Source organism: Microbacterium sp. CFBP9023 (genome assembly GCF_034045055.1).
GTDB lineage: Bacteria > Actinomycetota > Actinomycetes > Actinomycetales > Microbacteriaceae > Microbacterium.
Genome location: NZ_JAXCWI010000001.1, coordinates 1,717,868 through 1,735,105 on the forward strand (window position 1 = coordinate 1,717,868; position 17,238 = coordinate 1,735,105).

At 69.5% G+C, this 17,238-nt stretch carries 17 protein-coding genes; 5 read left to right on the top strand and 12 right to left on the bottom strand.

The window, feature by feature from the left end; translation table 11 throughout:
* The first annotated feature begins 28 nt into the window (after window positions 1-28).
* Window positions 29-805, top strand: coding sequence for a DeoR/GlpR family DNA-binding transcription regulator (locus tag SOM10_RS08395; RefSeq protein WP_320489476.1), 777 nt, complete (start codon window positions 29-31; stop codon window positions 803-805).
* Window positions 806-1,053: 248 nt separating this feature from the next.
* On the opposite strand, the gene SOM10_RS08400 is transcribed toward SOM10_RS08395, so the two are convergent.
* The 4 genes from SOM10_RS08400 to SOM10_RS08415 form a co-directional block, all read right to left on the bottom strand.
* The gene (locus SOM10_RS08400) at window positions 1,054-3,483 is read right to left on the bottom strand and encodes a CHAT domain-containing protein (protein ID WP_320489477.1); all 2,430 of its coding nucleotides are present in this window, start codon (window positions 3,481-3,483) and stop codon (window positions 1,054-1,056) included.
* Between the two features lie 61 nt (window positions 3,484-3,544).
* Window positions 3,545-5,119 carry a S8/S53 family peptidase gene (locus SOM10_RS08405; RefSeq protein ID WP_320489478.1) on the bottom strand — a complete coding sequence of 525 codons (1,575 nt, stop codon included), beginning with the start codon at window positions 5,117-5,119 and terminating at the stop codon, window positions 3,545-3,547.
* Between the two features lie 185 nt (window positions 5,120-5,304).
* Window positions 5,305-5,787 (bottom strand): hypothetical protein, encoded by a 483-nt coding sequence (locus SOM10_RS08410; protein WP_320489479.1) that lies wholly within the window; start codon window positions 5,785-5,787, stop codon window positions 5,305-5,307.
* Window positions 5,784-6,410: an RNA polymerase sigma factor gene (locus tag SOM10_RS08415; protein WP_230101089.1), complete on the bottom strand. Its 627-nt coding sequence runs from the start codon at window positions 6,408-6,410 to the stop codon at window positions 5,784-5,786. The genes SOM10_RS08410 and SOM10_RS08415 overlap by 4 nt, the downstream gene beginning before the upstream one ends.
* 153 nt (window positions 6,411-6,563) lie before the next feature.
* Here SOM10_RS08415 and SOM10_RS08420 point away from each other — a divergent pair, with 153 nt between their 5' ends.
* A complete protein-coding gene (locus SOM10_RS08420) occupies window positions 6,564-6,782 on the top strand; it encodes an SCO4848 family membrane protein (protein WP_414683573.1) in 219 nt (72 codons plus the stop codon).
* 3 nt (window positions 6,783-6,785) lie between these two features.
* Here the strand turns inward: SOM10_RS08420 and SOM10_RS08425 are convergent, their stop codons facing one another.
* From SOM10_RS08425 to SOM10_RS08460, 8 genes are all read right to left on the bottom strand, one after another.
* Entirely contained in the window at window positions 6,786-7,244 is a 459-nt protein-coding gene (locus SOM10_RS08425) for a GyrI-like domain-containing protein (RefSeq protein WP_320489481.1), read from the bottom strand.
* A gap of 96 nt (window positions 7,245-7,340) precedes the next feature.
* Window positions 7,341-8,477, bottom strand: coding sequence for an FUSC family protein (locus tag SOM10_RS08430; protein WP_320489482.1), 1,137 nt, complete (start codon window positions 8,475-8,477; stop codon window positions 7,341-7,343).
* 158 nt (window positions 8,478-8,635) lie between these two features.
* Window positions 8,636-9,322: a hypothetical protein gene (locus SOM10_RS08435; protein WP_053098360.1), complete on the bottom strand. Its 687-nt coding sequence runs from the start codon at window positions 9,320-9,322 to the stop codon at window positions 8,636-8,638.
* Window positions 9,322-10,239, bottom strand: a complete 918-nt coding sequence (locus SOM10_RS08440; protein WP_056275931.1) for an ABC transporter ATP-binding protein — start codon at window positions 10,237-10,239, stop codon at window positions 9,322-9,324. Before SOM10_RS08440 ends, SOM10_RS08435 begins: the two co-directional genes overlap by 1 nt.
* Window positions 10,236-10,634, bottom strand: a complete 399-nt coding sequence (locus tag SOM10_RS08445) for a GntR family transcriptional regulator (protein WP_072590463.1) — start codon at window positions 10,632-10,634, stop codon at window positions 10,236-10,238. The genes SOM10_RS08440 and SOM10_RS08445 overlap by 4 nt, the downstream gene beginning before the upstream one ends.
* 196 nt (window positions 10,635-10,830) lie before the next feature.
* Window positions 10,831-11,631: an ABC transporter permease subunit gene (locus SOM10_RS08450; RefSeq protein WP_320489484.1), complete on the bottom strand. Its 801-nt coding sequence runs from the start codon at window positions 11,629-11,631 to the stop codon at window positions 10,831-10,833.
* On the bottom strand, window positions 11,628-12,611 hold the full coding sequence (locus SOM10_RS08455; protein ID WP_320489486.1) for an ABC transporter ATP-binding protein: 984 nt from the start codon (window positions 12,609-12,611) through the stop codon (window positions 11,628-11,630). Before SOM10_RS08455 ends, SOM10_RS08450 begins: the two co-directional genes overlap by 4 nt.
* Window positions 12,608-13,264, bottom strand: coding sequence for a TetR/AcrR family transcriptional regulator (locus SOM10_RS08460; RefSeq protein ID WP_320489487.1), 657 nt, complete (start codon window positions 13,262-13,264; stop codon window positions 12,608-12,610). Before SOM10_RS08460 ends, SOM10_RS08455 begins: the two co-directional genes overlap by 4 nt.
* A 61-nt stretch (window positions 13,265-13,325) precedes the next feature.
* Here SOM10_RS08460 and SOM10_RS08465 point away from each other — a divergent pair, with 61 nt between their 5' ends.
* From SOM10_RS08465 to SOM10_RS08475, 3 genes are all read left to right on the top strand, one after another.
* Window positions 13,326-14,447, top strand: a complete 1,122-nt coding sequence (locus SOM10_RS08465) for a class I SAM-dependent methyltransferase (RefSeq protein WP_320489488.1) — start codon at window positions 13,326-13,328, stop codon at window positions 14,445-14,447.
* Between the two features lie 433 nt (window positions 14,448-14,880).
* Entirely contained in the window at window positions 14,881-16,185 is a 1,305-nt protein-coding gene (locus tag SOM10_RS08470) for a quaternary amine ABC transporter ATP-binding protein (RefSeq protein ID WP_053098367.1), read from the top strand.
* Window positions 16,185-17,213 carry an ABC transporter permease gene (locus SOM10_RS08475; protein ID WP_056277616.1) on the top strand — a complete coding sequence of 343 codons (1,029 nt, stop codon included), beginning with the start codon at window positions 16,185-16,187 and terminating at the stop codon, window positions 17,211-17,213. Before SOM10_RS08470 ends, SOM10_RS08475 begins: the two co-directional genes overlap by 1 nt.
* Window positions 17,214-17,238 lie beyond the last annotated feature (25 nt).

Sequence of the window (17,238 nt, forward strand, 5' to 3'; positions counted from 1 at the left end):
GTCACGCGATGCCGGGCAGGATGGTGACATGAAGCGCGCCGCCCGACTGAACGCGATCCTCGACCTGCTGGCCGCGGACGGCGAGGTGAACGTCGACGAGCTCGTCGAGCGCTTCGGAGCCTCGGCCGCCACGACGCGCCGTGATCTCGACTCGCTCGCCGAGCAGCGTCTGCTCACGCGCACCCACGGCGGGGCGGTCGCCCACTCGGTCGCCTACGAGCTGCCGATCCGCTACAAGAGCCACCAGCGCTCGCAGCAGAAGGAGAGCATCGCCCAGGCCGCCGCCGCCCTCGTGGCGCCGGGCATGGTCGTCGGGCTCTCGGGCGGAACCACGACCACCGCCATCGCCGCAGCGCTCGCCGCTCGGGACGATCTCGCCGCAGGCCCGGGCATCACGGTCGTCACCAACGCCGTGAACATCGCCGCCCAGCTCGCCACCAGACCCGACATCAAGGTCGTCGTGACCGGCGGGGTGATCCACTCGCGCAGCTACGAGCTGGTGGGTCCGTTCGTCGAGCAGCTGCTGCGCGGAGTGCGACTCGACATCGCCTTCATCGGGGTCAACGGGATGGATGCCGAGGCCGGCGCCACCACGCAGGACGAACGCGAGGCAGCCGTCAACCGCATGATGGCCGAGCGCGCCCGCCGAGCCGTGGTCGTCACCGACAGCAGCAAGATCGGCACCGTGGCGTTCGCGGCCGTCGGCGGCCCGGAGCTGTTCCCCGTTCTCCTGACCGACGACGGTTCCGACGACGCCGCGCTCGCCGCGTTCCGCGACGCGGGGTACGAGGTCATCACGGCCTGACCTGCCGATCAGTCCTCGACTCTCACACGCAACACGGTGCCGGACTCCTGGTGGGGATGCCGCGACCCCTCTCGCGACATCCCCGGAGTAGATGGTGTCCTGTCGTCCCCTCACACTCCCCAGTGCACGAGGGGTTCCCCAGTTCGACTGCGCCTCCCTCGCGCTTCGTTTCCGAAGCCCTTCGCTGGCACCTTCTGGAGATAAGGAGCGGGTCACCGATGTTCTGATACATCGACTGGAGAAAAGTTTCAGAGTCCGCTTCCGTGGCACTGGAAAGGCGCGCTGAGGCCTGTGGATTCCGATGCCGCGGCCAGCGCGTCCGCGGGTCTGGCGCCGGTCGCCAGCTCGGAGTGCACGGCCCCGAGCAGCTCGCAGGCGACGTCGTCGGCGACCACGACAGGGGCGGCGATGACGCAGCCGGTGCCGGCGTGCAGCCAGACGCGCGTCATGCCCAGCGCCTCCTCGCCCCAGCGCACCGACGAGCGGCCGAGTTCGCACGCCGAGAGCACGACGGTCTCGGGCGGGCGCGAGATCAGGTCGACGTCGTACCCGAACAGGGTGCCGTCGACGAGTTCGAACCCTGAGAACAGCGGGTTGTCGACCGCGTGACGACCGTGGGCGGCGATGTGCAGCACGTCGACCTGCTCGGCGAGCTCGGTGACGGCACTGACCCGCGCGCTGTCGCCGGTCAGCATCCTGGCGCCTGCCCACGCTGCGGCGGCCCGGCGCACCTCCTCTTCGGCGCGCGCGACGCGGGGGCCGGTCGCGAAACCTGCCCGGGAGGCCCGTGGCGGGCGGCGATCGGAGCCGCCGAGCAGGCGAGACACCGACGTCGCGATGGTGAACGGAGTTCCGCGCATTCCCGGGAGCATCGCCCACGGGATGCCGCCCAGGATGCCGGGAACCGTCAGGGCCAGACGTGCCGCTCCTCCCGACGCCGCGCGCACAGGTGCCAGGAGGGCCTGGTCGAGTCGTCGCAGTCTGTCGTCGAGCGAACGCGCCACGACGTGCGCCATCGGCCCGCCGTGGGTCAGAGCCGCCACGTCGAGGTCGGCGCGGAGTCCGTCGAGCGCGGCCTCGATGCGCGGCAGCGCCAGCTCGACGATCGACGAGCCGGATGTCGTCACGACGACGCACAGCAGCTCCTCGCGCGTGAAGACGTAGGCGAGGATCGCGGTGTCATCGTCGAGTCGCGCCCGGGTCTCGGAGAGACCCAGGCGTTCGTGGCTCTCGCCGACGCCGGTCGACGACCACTGGCGGTCACGTACTCGATCCCGCAGCTCGCGCACCCGGGCATCCGTCGTCCAGTCCGACCCCGCGAGGTCGGCGCGCAGCATCCGCAGCTCGGCGAGGTCGGCCGACAGTTCGGCATCGTGCGGCGGGCGCACCGGTGCGACCTGCTGGCTGAGATGCCTGGCACGCTCGGACCACTCGAACAGCACCTCGGGATCGCGCGATCGCGCGGCCGCGGCGAGACCGGCGAACATCAGCTCGGTGCCGTGCATGGCCACCGACGCCTGCAGGTCGAGCGCTCCGAACGACTGCTGCCACGTGGTGAGCAGGTCGAGGCCCTCGGCCGCGGCCCGGCGAGCATCGGCATCCCTGCCCCGTGCGGCGGCACGCACCGCACGCACCTCGTGCGCGCGCAGACGCAGCGGCGTCGGGGCGTCAGGGGTGAGTCGGGGCAGGCGACCTCCGTCGGCCAGCCGAGCGGTGAGCGACACCGCAGCCGCTTCCGTGCGGAATCCTCCCCGGGTGAGCGCGTCCACCGTGCGCGAGAAGTCCTCTGCGGCCGGCGGCTTGTGAGGTCGAGTTCGCAGTTGCGCTTCCAGCCGCACCGCGTCGGCGCGGGCGGCCCAGCTCGCGCTTCCCAGGCCGGCGAAGCGGCGGGATGCGGTCGCCGCGGCACGCTCGGCCGACGAGGCGTCGTGCCGCAGCAGCGATCGGGCGAGATGGAATTCGGCCTCACCTCGCGCCTGCCGCATCCGCTGTGCACCGAATCGCACCGCGACCGTGCCGAGCAGTTCTTCGGCCTCGGTCGTGAGGCCGGCATCGCGCAGCACCTCGGCCCGATCGAGGTCGCTGATCGCGGCGGCGAGGTCGCTGGTCGCGGCGAGGATCGGACGCGATCGGGTCATCAGCCCGAGTGCGGTGACGAGGTCGCCGCCAAGCAGCGCGGCGTAGCCGAGATTGTGGCGCGCTTCGGCCAGCGGTTCCTCGGCTCCGTGGGCCTCATAGGCCGCGATGGCCCGCTGCAGATCGGCCGTGCAGGCGTCGAGCCGGTGCCTCTGCATACTGACGATCGACCGGCTCATCAGGCAGTTGGCGCTCTCGATCGAGCCCTCGTCGAGGCCGTCTATCGCCCTGGTGAGAAACAGGTCGGCGTCGTCGAGCCGTCCGCCGTGCATGAGCAACGTGCCGAGTTGGCCGTTCGCGAGGGCGACTGTCTCGTCGCTGAGGCCCGGCCGTGACAGCGCTTCGCGCGACAGTCGCTCGGCTTCCACCGGCTGGCCCGTCTGGGCGAGCACGTAGGCCATGGTCCCGTCGATGCGGGCACGCAGATCGGCGTCGTCCGTGCGCGCCGATGCGGCGGTCAGCGCACGCCGCGCCTGGGCGAACCGTCGGGAGTTGGCTGCGTCGACGCCGCGCTGATGCAGCTCGAGAGCAGACAGGGGCATTGCACCAGAATGCCGGTATGTCTGGCCTCAGGGAAGGTGTGCTGTGATCAGACGCGCGCGGCTACCCTCCCGTCACGGGTGAAGGCAGGGTTTTGAGCACGGCGGAGACGGCCTTGGCCGCAGCATCCGCCGTGACGCCCCCCGCCGGCACGGAGCCCCACTGTGCCGCGATGCGCCCCGCGACATACGGAGCCGCGAACGACGTGCCGCTCCAGATCGAGAAGCCTCCGCGGTAGTCGTCCGGGTCGATCGTCTCGCGCCGCAGTCCGTCGACGTCCGCTCTGGTCGTCGCCTGCTCGCCTCCGACGAAGGCCGGTGACGTGCTCACGACGGCGGCGCCGGGGGCGTAGACCTGCACCCAGGGGCCGACGTTCGAGAACAGCGCGACCGAGCGGCCCGACGGATTGAGAGCCCCGACCGACACATGCGGCGCAGCGTGATCACGGGGGATGCCGTTGTCGGCACCGGGCCACGGCCACAGCGATGCCGGGAACGACGGCCGGTCGATCGCGTCGTTGCCCGCCGAGCACACCACCACGCATCCCAGCTCTCGCGCCGCGGAGAGCAGCGCGTCGAGGGTCCGGCTGAACTGACCGTCGACCGGGGTCTCGTGGTAGTACCCGAGCGACAGGTTGAGCACGTCGATCGGATGCCCGGTCGACGGGTCCTCGCGGTGTCGCCGCAGCAGCTCGACGACCTGCGCGACGGTCGTCAGGAAGGTGCTCTCGTCGATCACGCCCAGTGCGCCGGCCATGCGGATCGACAGGATGTCGGCATCCGGCGCCGTCTGGCGGATGATGCCCGCGATGAACGTGCCGTGCCCGGCGACGGCGTCGATCTCGCCGTCGAGCTGCCCGTAGAGATCCGGATAGACCTCGGGGTCTGCGTCGTCGGTGAGTCCGATCGGCATGCCGTCGATCTCGATGTGCCGGGTGACGATGTCGTCCGGCAGCCAGTCGTGCACACCGCATCCCGTGTCGAGCACCGCCACCACCGGACGTCGGCCGCGCTTCGGGGCCGCCGTGCGCCGGGGAGCCGGTCCGAGCCAGGTCACCGGCTGGCGCGCGCCGCGCCCCGGCTCGAGGTAGTCGTCGCTGCCTCCGGCCCCTCCGCCCGCGCCGCGCACCGGGTTGGTGCGGCTGAACGGGTTGGTGCGGCTGAAGGGATTCGTTCGGCTGAACGGGTTGAGTCCGACGGGGTCGATCGACAGCACATGCTCGAGGCTGGTTCGCGGCATCGACGTGCCGGAGCTGCGCCGCGCGCGCTGCAGCACGCGCCAGGCGTCCGGCGGCACCGGCGACTCGCCGCGGGTCGGCTCGTCGGGAGTGGTCAGGCGAGCGCGCAGGAACCCCGGCACGCCGGGGACCAGCGGATCAGCCGCGCGCAGAGCATCCGGCGAATCGATCTCGAGCATCCAGCCGAACGAGCCGGCAGCATCGCGCAGCTCGCGGATCTCCTCGTCGTACTCCTCCTGACCGTTCTCCTGATCCTGCGTGATCAGCAGCCGCTCCTGCAGATACGCGGTGGGGAACGCCCTGACGCCCTCGACGGGTTCGACCGACGGGTCCAGCGCTGTCCCCCGTCTGATCGATCCCTCGGCCCGGTCCTGCCAGCTCCACCCCTTGGGCTGCTCCATCGTCGATCCTCTCCTTGCGGGCGGACCCGCGTCCTCTGCGGGATGAGCCCGCGTCCTGTGCGGGGGACCCCGCGGTGTGTGCGGGTCGGCCCGCTTCCGGTGAGTGAGGTCCTGCGTGGTGCGGGAGTCGCCCAGCGGTGGTGTGCACGGGTCGCCCCGTCATGCGCGGGTCGCCCCGCGGTCGATCACAACTCGAACTGCGGGGTCGACAGGGTGCGCTCCTGGTCGCCGACCGTGGCGCTCAGGCGCACGCGGGTCAACCCGTCGGGCACGTCGTCGAACAGGAAGCGGCCGGTGTCGTTCGCCGTCGTCGTGCGGATGCTCTCGCCCTGAGCCAGTTCGATCGCACCCGAGATCGAGTCGACCCAGCCGTCGACCCGGTGCGCACCGCTCGCCGTGCGCGTGACATGCAGCAGGATGCTGGTCGTACCGTCGCTGAACTGCAGGGTGAGCGCGTCGGCGTCGCCGCGAACGGCTCCGAGCGGTTCCTCGATGAGGGTGAGCAGCGCGTACTCCTCCGACAGTCCCTCGGCTGCCACGGCCGCGATCATGCGGTCGATGAGGGCGGCCGGCATCGGGTCGACGTCGCGCCAGAGCGAACGCAGCTGCGCGAACAGCTCGGCATCCTCATGGTTGTCGCCGCCGTTGGCGCGATCGTTCTCGCTCATGAGCTGCCCTCCGTTCGTGGTGTCGGTGCGTCGAGCAGCTCGCGCAGCTTCGCGAGGCAGCGCTGGCGGGTGGGGCCGATGCTGCCGACCGGCATCGCGAGATCGGCGGCGAGGCGGGCGTAGTCCGGTCGCTCCTCGAAGGCGATCACTCGCAGCAGTCGCTGGCATCGGTCGGCGAGGAGGCGAACCGCTGCCCACAGCCGTCGCTTCTCGTCGCCGACGGTGGCGTGGTGCTCGGCCGACTGCTGCGTGGGAAGCAGTGCGTCGAGAGCATCCGACTCGGTCGTGTCGACCCTGTTCTGGGCCTTCCCGGCACGCCAGGCCTCGCGGCGAGCGGTGGTCGTCAGCCAGGCCGACACGGCTTTCGGATCACTGATCGAGCGGTGCCCGCGAACCAGCTGCAGCCACGTGGTCTGGACGACGTCTTCGGCCAGTGTGCGGTCGAGTCCGTAGGCGCGCACGACATGCCAGAGCACAGGCGTCATCAGCCGCACGAGGTCGTCCATCGCGCGGCTCTCGCCGTCCCGCCATGCGTCGAAGAACTCGGCGGCACGCCTCCAGCGTGCTGCTCCGTCGTCCGGTGCAGGATCGAGGGCGGCGCCGTCGGGTGCGCCGTCGATCATGAGTCCCATTGTGATCACACCGGTAAGGAGCACGGCAAGAGGCTCCTGATACATGGACTCGGTATGTTTTTTCGGGGTTCTGGCGGAATTCCGTCCCGGGGAGACGGATGCCGGGTGTCCGGCGACTCGTGCCGCGGGCGTTAGCGTGGAGTGGTGATCGCTCTCGCCGTCGTGCTCTTCCTCAACGCCGCCTTCAACGTGCTGGTGTGGCCCCGTTTCTACAAGCGCGTCGCGACCGACCCGCGGGCACGGGATGCCGACGGCAAGGCGACGGCGTTCCTCAAGGTGCACGCCGTGCTGATCGCGATCGCGCTGGTGCTCGCGCTCGTCTCGGTGATCGTCGGCATCGTGGCGCTCGCCGGAGCGCTCTGACGATCAGCTGCGGGTGACCGGCTGCTGGAGCTCGGTGATCCAGTCGGCCTGATCTTCGGACTCCGACTGCAGATAGACCTCACGGCAGGCGCCCTGCGCCGTCGCCCCGTGCGCGGCGATCGCCTGGTTCAGCGCGTGCCAGCTGTCATCGATCGTCGCCATGGTGCCGAGGTGCGTGGCGGTGAACGCATCCTCGACGGCGGGAAGCTCGACGATGACAAGGCCGTCGATCGCCGGCCCGTCATAGGTGAAGCCGACCGTGATGCGCACGCCGTGCTTGTTCATGTCGTACTCCGCGATCGGGAGCCCCGGTTCTCCGCCCGACGCGACGATCGCATCGGCCACCTGATCGAACAGCGGACCCACCACCCCCGCGACCTCGGGCTGTGAGGCGACGCTCTGGGTCAGCGCCGCGAGGCGGACGTAGGGAAGGGGCTTCTCGGTGATCTGCTCGGCGGACATCGTCGTCTCCTCAGGTCGTGGGTGCGTGCCGCCGATCCTACGCAGGGGCATGGACATCGGCTACCGTCGTCGATCCTGGTCGCTCGTCGGATCCGACTATCCCGCCTCGTCGTCCGACTCGTCCTCGTCTTCGTCCTCGTCGCGGTGGCCGCTGAGGATCAGGATGCGCCGCAGGTGCATGGCCGCGAGCACTCCCGGCCCCATCGAGCGGCGCGCGTCGATGGTCCGGTCGTCGACGGTCTCGAGCAGCAGCCTCACGGCGCGCGCCGCCTCGCCCCTGACCCGGTGATCCTCGGGCGACAGGGGATCCTCTCGGGCGATCACCTCGGCGACGGCATGGCACGCGTTCGACAGCGGTTCGGGCAGCGCCGCGTCGAGCACCAGAGCCCCTGGGCGATCCCAGATGGTGTCGGCGATCTCGTCCGAGATGTCGCGGATCAGATGCGCGATCCTGTCGAGCCGGGCGAGCTCGGCGTGGATGTGTCGCGTCTCCCCCCGTCGTCCCAGGGCCCGTGGGTTGCCTCGCCGGCTGTCGTCGGCCTCCGACAGGGCCGTGCGCAGCTCCGACGTGGTGTCGGCGAGCGAGGCCGCATCATCGGCCCACTGCTGGTGCTCGGGCGGCCACGACTCCGAGACCGCCGACCCGATGTCGTGCAGGTGCTCGCTCAGCTGGGTGCGGAAGGCGTCGACCTTGGCCGCGGCGGCGAGGGTCAGCGGCGCCGGCGCGATCACCAGGTTCACGAGGAGTCCGACGACGACGCCGACCGCCGTCTGCACCAGGTACCCGATCGAGTAGTCGTCAGCATTCTGGCCGCCGATGATCAGCACGAAGAGCGCGGCCATGGGCACGTACTCGCGGCCGACGCCGAACCACCCCGTTCCCGAGACCAGCACCCCGATGCCGACCACGGCCGGGATGGTCCACCACGTCGGGCCGACGGTGAGCACGACGATAGCTGCCAGCCCGATGCCGGTGGCGAGTCCGAGCAGGGTCTGCAGCCCCGACCGCACCGACCCCATCAGCGTGGGATACATGCTCACGAGGGCGCCGAGCGGCGCGTAGTACGGGTACTCGTCGGTGACGCCGGGCATGTGCGGGGCGATCAGCCACGCGAGTCCGACAGCCAGAGCGGTCTTGGCCACGAGCAGCAGCCGGGCCGGGTCGACCGCCTCGCGCAGTGAGCGCACGATGCCGGGACGGCGCGCGCGCACTCGTGTCCTGATGTTCGTCACGGCATCCTCTCGTCATCCTCCCCGAAGGGTGACGCTAGCCGCTCGGCATCCGTTCACGCATGTGCTTGCGTCCGGCGGCGAGGGCGAGTAGCGGTCGCGACGCGTCGACGCCGGCCGCCCCTCTTCGGAGCGACCGGCGTCGAGTGATCAGCGGGCGATCAGGGGATGGCCCGGCGGAACGCGAGGAACGAGATGCCCGCCAGCACCGCGGTCACGACGAGACCCCACAGTGCGAGACCGAGAGCTCCGGCGTCGAGGATGCCCCGCCACACCTCGTCCCACAGCTCGAGCCTCGTCGCGAGGAACGCGAGACCCACGAGCACGAGACCGAGCCCGACGCCCGCGATCGTGAGCACGGTGGGTCCCCAGCTCTTGTAGATCGTCGCCCCGGTGAAGCCGACGACGAACAGGAACAGGGCGAGCGTGAAGTAGACGGTGAACGCTCCGAGCGGACCCGCCTCCCACAGCCACGGCAGGTAGAACACGTAGCCGTTCACGCCGTAGCCGTTCGTCAGCGTCTCGATTCCTCCGCCGATCAGGAAGACGACGCCCATGAGCGCACTGCCGAGGATCGCGGTGAGCAGCGTGCCGAAGAAGAAATCGCGCCGCGTGATGCTCATCGCCTGCGAGAACGGGAAGGTGAGTGTCATGGCCGAGAGGCCGATCGCGAAGAAGTACCAGAGCGGAGCCTGGCCGCCACCGCCGTACTTGGGGGTGTCGACGGGGATCATCGCGTAGATCAGCACCGAGATCACGACCGCGGAGCCGAGGATGATCAGCGGCACCCAGATGAACGTCTGACGGTTGATGAGCTGCAGGCGGATGACGTTGAGTGTGCGTCGCATCAGCGCACCTCCTCTTTCGCGACGGAGGCTCTGGTGGCTGCGCCCGCCTCGGCCTTCTGGGTCAGACGGACGATCAGCTGCTGCAGCGACACCGGAGCCAGATCGAGACCGGATGCCGTGAGCTCGGCGCGCTCGGCGGCCGACAGCGCCCCGAGCACGGTGACGGATGCCACTCGGCCGAGCGCCTCGCGGTGCAGGACCTCGCGGTCTGCCGCCCACGCGTCGACCTTGACCGCATCGCCGACCACGGTGACGGCGCGGTCGCGCACGGCATCCGTGTCTTCGTTGAGGAGGATCTTGCCGTTGTCGATCACGATGACCTTCTCGATGAGGTTCGAGACCTCGTCGATGAGGTGCGACGAGAGGACGATCGTGCGCGGGTGCTCGGCGTAGTCCTCGAGCAGGCGGTCGTAGAAGATCTGCCTGGCGACCGCGTCGAGCCCCAGGTACGGCTCGTCGAAGAAGGTGAGCTCGGCGCGCGACGCCAGGCCGATGATGACCCCGACGGCCGAGAGCTGTCCGCGGGAGAGCTTCTTGATGGTCTGCTTCATCGGCAGCTGGAACTGCTCGATGAGCTCGTCGGCCAGCTCCTGGTTCCAGTTGCGGAAGAACAGGCTCGCCGCCTTGAACGCGTGACGCGGGTAGGCGTCATCCGGATACTTCTGGCTCTCGCGCACGAAGCAGATCCGGTTGAGGACGTGCGTGTTCTCGTAGGGGTGCTCGCCGAAGACGCGCACGGTGCCGGACGACTCGAAGTTCTGCGCGGTCAGGATCGACATGAGCGTGGTCTTGCCCGCGCCGTTGCGGCCGAGCAGTCCGTAGATCGCGCCGCCCTCGAGGCTGAGCGACACGTCGTCGAGCGCGTTCTTCTCCTTGTAGTGCTTGGTGAGGTTCTGGACCTCGATGACGGCGGTCATGCGGTGGTCTTCCCTTCTGTCTGGTCGTTCTGCTGTGTCTGGGTCGCGCGCTCGTGCAGCAGAGCGACGAGGTCGTCGGAGCCGAGGCCCAGTGTGCGGGCCTCCGCGATGAGCGGTTCGATGTAGCGGTCGGCGAATGCGGCACGGCGCTCGCCGAGCAGCAGATCCTTCGCCCCGGCGGCGACGAACATGCCGATGCCGCGGCGCTTGTAGAGCACTCCCTTGTCGGTGAGCATGGCGACTCCCTTCGCTGCCGTCGCGGGGTTGATCCGGTAGAAGCCGGCGAGCTCGTTCGTCGAGGGCGCCTGCGATTCCTCCTCGAGAGAGCCGTCGAGGATCGAGTCCTCGATCTGCTCGGCGATCTGGAGGAAGAGCGGCTTGCCTTCTTCGATCACGAGTCCTCCGCTGGTTGGTGGGTTAGTTACTAGAGTAGGTAACCACTGAACCGCGGGTGTGTCAACAGTTGTTTCGGGCACGCAGCCGTGCGGGGTCAGTTCCGCATCGGAAAGGCCGCGTTGCGGTGCGGAACTGACCCCGCCTGGCTGGTGCGGTGCGGAACTGACCCCGCCTGGCTGGTGCGGTGAGGAGCGCTCAGCCGCGCAGGTCCCGAGCGCGCAGCGCGACTGCCGTAGCTGCGGCGAAGACCACGGCCAGGCCCCAGGTGAGCGCGAGTCCACCGGCATCCACGCCCTCGGCGAGGGGTGGCTGACGGTACACCCAGGCGTAGGGCGAGAGCGCGTTCAACCATTCGAGGTCATCGGACTGCTTCGCGAGGGCCTGCAGGACGTAGCCGACCACGGCAATTCCCGCGCCGGCGCCGGTCGCCCAGATGCGGCGACCCGTCGCTGCGCCGGCGAGCAGAGCGGCGGATGCCGTGAGGAAAGAGAGTCCGGTGAGCGCGGCGCTCGCTCCGACGATGCGCCAGCCGTCGAGGCCGAGTTCGGCCGAGTCGTTCAACGCCCAGACGACGAGCCCCGAGAAGACGCCGAGCCACAGCAGTCGCACGAGCACGGCGAAGGCCGACTCCAGCGCATACCGGCCGCGGCCGATGCCGTGCGCGAGGTCGAGTTCGGCCCGTCCGCTCTCCTCCGCGCCGGCGATGGCCGCCGACCCCCACGTCACTGCTGCGATCGTCAGCAGAAGGAAGCCGATCAGGCCGAAGAACGTGCTCTGCGCGTATCCCGCGCCGGTCGCGATCTGGTCGTACCCGAGGGTGCCGACGAGTTCCTTCGGCAGCGACGAGATCATGGCCTCGAGCTGGCCGTCTCCGGCGAGGCTCGGGTACAGCGGCAGATAGAGGAACAGCACCGCGGCGAGGCCGGCGGTCCATCCGAGCAGGCTTCGCCAGGACTCGCGCAGGCTGCGTCGGAACACGGGCAGGATGCCGTTCATCGCGGCTCCTCCCTGTCGCGCCGCGATCGTCGGGTCGCGGGTCGGGCCGATGCCGGAGTGACAGAGGATCCGTAGAGCCGCAGCACGGACTCCTCGAGGTCCGGTTCCTCGACGGTGAGGTCGCGCACCTCGAACGGTGCGAGCGCCTTGATGAACGGGTCGATCGCGCCGTCGACCGTGCCGGACAGCTGCAGGATGCCGTCGGCATCGTGCGCGTCGATGCCGGTGAGCCCCGGCACCCGGTCGAAGCCGGCGCGCGCGGCCGCGGCATCCGTCGTCGCGAGCTCGACGCGCACCCGGCGGATCGAGCCCAGTCGCAGCGAGGCGACGTCACCGTCGGCGACGACCCGTCCGTTCGCGAGGACGGCGACCTCGTCGGCGGTCTGCTGGATCTCGCTGAGCACATGCGAGCTCAGCAGCACGGTCTGCCCGGCATCCTTCGCCTCGCGGACCATCTGCAGGAACTCCCGCTGCACGAGAGGATCGAGGCCGCTGGTGGGCTCATCGAGGATCAGCAGCTCCGGACGATGCATGAACGCCTGGATCAGCCCCACCTTCTGCTTGTTGCCCTTCGACAGGGTGCGCACCGGTCGTGACAGATCGACGCCGAGACGGTCGCCCAGGTCGCGTGCCGTATGCAGAGTCGCGGCGGAGTCCCGTGAACCCGAGACCTGCGCGTAGAACGCCAGCATCCGGTGTCCGCTCGTGCGCCCCTCGAGGTGCAGCTCGCCCGGCACGTAGCCGATGCGCCGCCGCAGAGCGGCACCGCCGCGACGCGGGTCCTCGCCGAGGATGCGCACTGTGCCGGAGGACGGACGGATGATGTCGACCAGTGTGCGGAGCGTGGTGGTCTTGCCCGCGCCGTTCGGTCCGATGAGCCCGAACACGGTTCCCGGACGTACTCGGAGGTCGAGCTCGTGCAGCGCGACGCGGCTGCCGTAGCGCTTGTGCAGACGTTCGATCTCGATGGTGTCGGTCATGATGCGTCTCCTTCCGGGGTGGGACCCTCTGTTCCGAGGGCTTCGCGCGCACCGTCGAGCAGCGCGGTCGTCGAATAGATGCCGTGGGTGAGCAGCTCGAGTGTGGGCAGCGTCGTGCGTCGCAGCCCGGCCGGGCTCAGTTGATCGGTGCCCAGGGCCCGGGCGATCTGAGCGCGCATCACGACCGGCGCCAGGCCGATCAGGGTGAGGGTCAGCGTCGTCATCTCGGGGTCGCTCATCGGCTCGAGCATCCCCGCCTCGCGCTGCTCGGCGAGCACATCGCGCGTCCTCGCGAGGAAGCTGTCGAACAGCCGATCCGCTGCCGGAGAGCCGTCGATCAGCATCCGGGCGAGGTAGTCGATATAGGGCCCGTATCGGCCGAGGTCGTTCAGCGCGGTGCGGATGCGGTCGCCGGTCGGGGCCGTGATGAGGTCGTGCTCCTCATCGGTGAAGACGCCGACGACGTAGTCGTCGCACTCCGTGCGCAGGGCGTTCTTGTCGCCGAAGTGATGCACGATCAGCGCCGCGCTGACTCCGGCCTCCGTGGCGATCGCGCGAAGGCTGGTGGCATCGAAGCCGTTGCGCGCGAAAGCGGCGATGGCAGTGTCGCGGATGCGGGCACGAGCGGTGAGATCGTCGGAAGCTGAACGCATGTACAGCACACTAAACAGATGTTCAGCCGCGGTCAAGAGGGGTCGCTCGTACTCTGGAGGAGTGGACTTCCCCTACAGCCGCCTGCGCCGCTGGCCCGACGTCGAGGCCGACAATCTGCAGGCGCACGACGCGACCGACCTGCTGCTCGTCGAGCGCGCGCTGGCGCCGGAGTTCTCCGGTCTCTCGGGGCGCGAGATCGCGGTGATCGGCGACGAATACGGGGCGATCACGCTCGCGCTCACGGCCGGCGGACTCGACGGCATCCGCGTGCATCAGGACCTCGCGACCGGGCGACGCGCGCTCGACCGTAACGCCGAGGAGCTCGGGCTGACGGGATTCTCCACTCACGAGCTCGACTCCACTCTGCTCGACGGCGCGCGGCTCGTGCTGCTGCAGCTGCCCAAGGCGCTCGCCGAGCTCGAGGAGATCGCGGATGCCGTATCGCGTCGGGCCGCCCCGGATGTGGTGCTCGTCGCCGGCGGGCGCGTGAAGCACATGACCATCACGCAGAACGAGGTGCTCGCGCGGAGATTCGAGACGGTGCAGGCGCAGCGCGCCGAGCGGAAGTCGCGGTTGGTGGTCGCGTCCGAGCCGCGGCCGGCCCCCGCTGAGCCGCCGTTCCCGGTCACGGAGCGGCATGACGGGCTCGTGCTCGTCGCGCACGGCGGCGCGTTCGCGGGGGCGAAACTCGACATCGGCACGCGGGTTCTGCTCGAGGTGCTCGGTCTCGATGAACAGCCGAGCCCGGCTCCGATCGTCGTCGACCTGGGCTGCGGGACCGGCGCGCTCGCCGCCTCCTACGCCCTCGCGCACCCGGAAGCCCGCGTGATCGCCACCGACCGATCTGCGGCGGCCGTCGCCTCGGCCCGCGCCACGATGGTCGCGAACGGCGTCGACGATCGAGTCGCCGTCATGCACGACGACGCCGGTTCGGAGATCGCCGACGCGACCGCCGAGGTCGTGCTGCTCAATCCGCCCTTCCACCTCGGCAGCAGCGTGCACACCGGGGCAGCGACCCGACTGTTCGAGGCCGCCGCCCGCATCCTCCGCCCCGGCGGTGAGCTCTTCACGGTTTTCAACTCGTCGCTCGGGTACCGCGCCGAACTGACTCGGCTCGTCGGGGCGACCGAGCAGCTCGCGCGCACCCCGAAGTTCACGGTCACGCGCAGCATCCGGCGCTGATCCGTCGCCGACTGGGCGTCGTTCGGTCACACGCACTTCCCGCGGCCGAATGCTCGGGATCGGGCCGACGCAGGCGCGAACGGCCGACCGAAATCGCCGACCAGAACTGCGCCGCGACCGCGTCCGAAACCCGCGCAATCCCCCGGTCAGCCGACGAAACTGAACGGCACTAGGGATCGTGGATTTGCCCCTGACCGGCCATTTCGTTACGTTGGTTGGTGGGCCTGACGGCCCGAAGACCAGTCCGCGACCACGTCCTTCTTTCGAATGTGCTGTGCTGCGAAGAGGCGTGGACGTACGGTCGATGCTCTATCGCGGTGGATCCGAAATCCGCCGTCCGCGCCGCCACAGCTCCAACTCGAAACGGCCGGGAGGATCACCCGGGCGTAACCGAAGCAGGCTCAGCCACCCGAAGGCGAGCCGCAGGGGAAACGTGTCCGAAATCGCTCTTGAAGCGCGCAATCTGTACAAGGTGTTCGGGAAGAATCCGAGCAGTGCCGTCCGTCGACTCAAGGCCGGTGAGAGCAGATCCGCCGTCGGCGACGCAGGAACCGCCGCCGTCATCGACGCCAGTTTCACCGTGAACCGCGGCGAGATCTTCGTGATCATGGGGCTCTCCGGTTCCGGCAAGTCCACCATCATCCGCATGCTCAACGGCCTGCACGATGTGACCGACGGATCCGTGATCGTGAACGGCGACCCGATCACGGGCATCCCGTCGTCACGGCTCCGCGAGATCCGCCGCGACCGCGTCTCGATGGTGTTCCAGCACTTCGCCCTGCTGCCGCACCGCACGGTCGCCGCGAACGTCGCCTATCCGCTCGAGCTCAAGGGCGTCGGCAAGGACGAGCGACTGAAGAAGGCCGAGGAGATCCTCACCCTGGTGGGTCTCGAAGGCCAGGCCGACAAGCTCCCGTCCGAGCTCTCGGGCGGTATGCAGCAGCGCGTCGGCATCGCCCGTGCGCTCGCCGCCGACTCCGACATCCTGCTCATGGACGAGGCGTTCAGCGCCCTCGACCCGCTGATCCGTCGCGAGATGCAGGAGCAGCTCCTCGAACTGCAGGAGAAGCTGCAGAAGACGATCGTCTTCATCACCCACGACCTCAATGAGGCCATGTTCCTCGGCGACCGCATCGCTGTCATGCGCGACGGTCGCATCGTGCAGATCGGCACGCCCGAGGACATCCTCACGGACCCCGCCAACGACTACGTCGAGCAGTTCGTGCAGGACGTCGACCGCGCTCGCGTGCTCACCGCCGCGAACGTCATGGAGCGCCCGCGCCCGGTCGTCGCCGAGACCGCCGGCCCCCGCACGGCGCTTCGCCAGATGCGCGACGCGTTCATGTCGGCCACCTACGTGACCGGTCGCGACCGCAAGTTGCTGGGAATCGTCACCGACCGCGATGCCGTCAAACTCGTGCGCCAGGGGGTGTCGACCCTCGACTCCATCATCAAGCCGGCGCCGCAGAGCGTCAGCAAGGACGAGGTGCTGATGAACCTGTTCATCCCCTCCGTCGAATCGCCGCTGCCTCTGGCCGTGGTGGATGCCGAGGGGCGCCTCGTCGGCGTGATCCCACGCATCACCCTGCTCGCAGCCCTGGGCCCCGGCCCCGGTGCCACGGGCGAGCTCACCCTGCCGCTTCTTCCGATGCCGCAGGCCGAGATCGATGCCGTGCTCGATGACGGATGGACGGCCGAGCCGCTGCCGGTCGCGACGACGACGGAGGAGGTGCGCTGATGGATGGTTTCCGCATTCCTCTCGGCAGCTGGGTCGCAACGGGAGTCGACTGGATCAAGACGAACCTCGACGGTCTGCTCGACGTCATCTCGTTCGTGGTCAGCTTCCTGGTCGACGGCCTCACCCGCGCCCTGCTGAGCCCGCATTTCGTGGTCATCATCCTGATCGCGGCGTTCATCGCGTGGCTCGTGCGCTCGTGGCAGCTCGCGATCGGGACGATCGTCTCGTTCGGTCTGATCGTGGCCATGGGCCTCTGGGTCCCCGCGATGCAGACCCTCGCCCTCGTGCTCGTCGCCGCGGTGATCGCCGTGCTGATCGCGGTGCCGCTGGGCATCTGGTCGGCCCGCAACGCCACCGTGCGCGCGGTGCTCAAGCCCGTGCTCGACTTCATGCAGACGATGCCGGCGTTCGTCTACCTGATCCCGGCAATCGTGTTCTTCAGCATCGGCGTCGTGCCCGGTCTCGTCGCCACCGTCATCTTCGCGCTGCCTCCGGGTGTGCGACTGACCGAGCTCGGCATCCGCGGAGTCGACTCCGAGACCGTCGAGGCCGGTCAGGCATTCGGCGCCAAGCCGGGTCAGATCCTGCGCGGCATCCAGCTCCCGCTCGCGATGCCGACGATCCTCGCCGGCGTCAACCAGGTCATCATGCTCGCGCTGTCGATGGCGGTCATCGCCGGTATGGCGGGCGCCGACGGCCTCGGGAAGATCGTCGTCGAGGCGATCTCGACCATCAACATCGCCAAGGGCGTCGAGGCCGGTCTGGGCGTCGTGCTCATCGCCGTCTTCCTCGACCGCGTCACCGCGGCCCTCGGCGACCTGGGCAGCAACCGCTCGTCGCTGCTCGGGATGCTGGCGCGTCGCCGCACGCAGAAGCGTCTCGATGCCGCATCCGCCGAGGCGGACACGACGGCGACGGCATCCGCTCCCGCATCGGCCGACGCGGCCGACGCGCTGGATGCCGACGCCGAGGCCGAGCGACTGAAGGCCTCCCCGCGCCGCGCCCCTGTCGGCGGCGGCGTGCACTGACTCATCCCTTCCGCACAAGAGAACA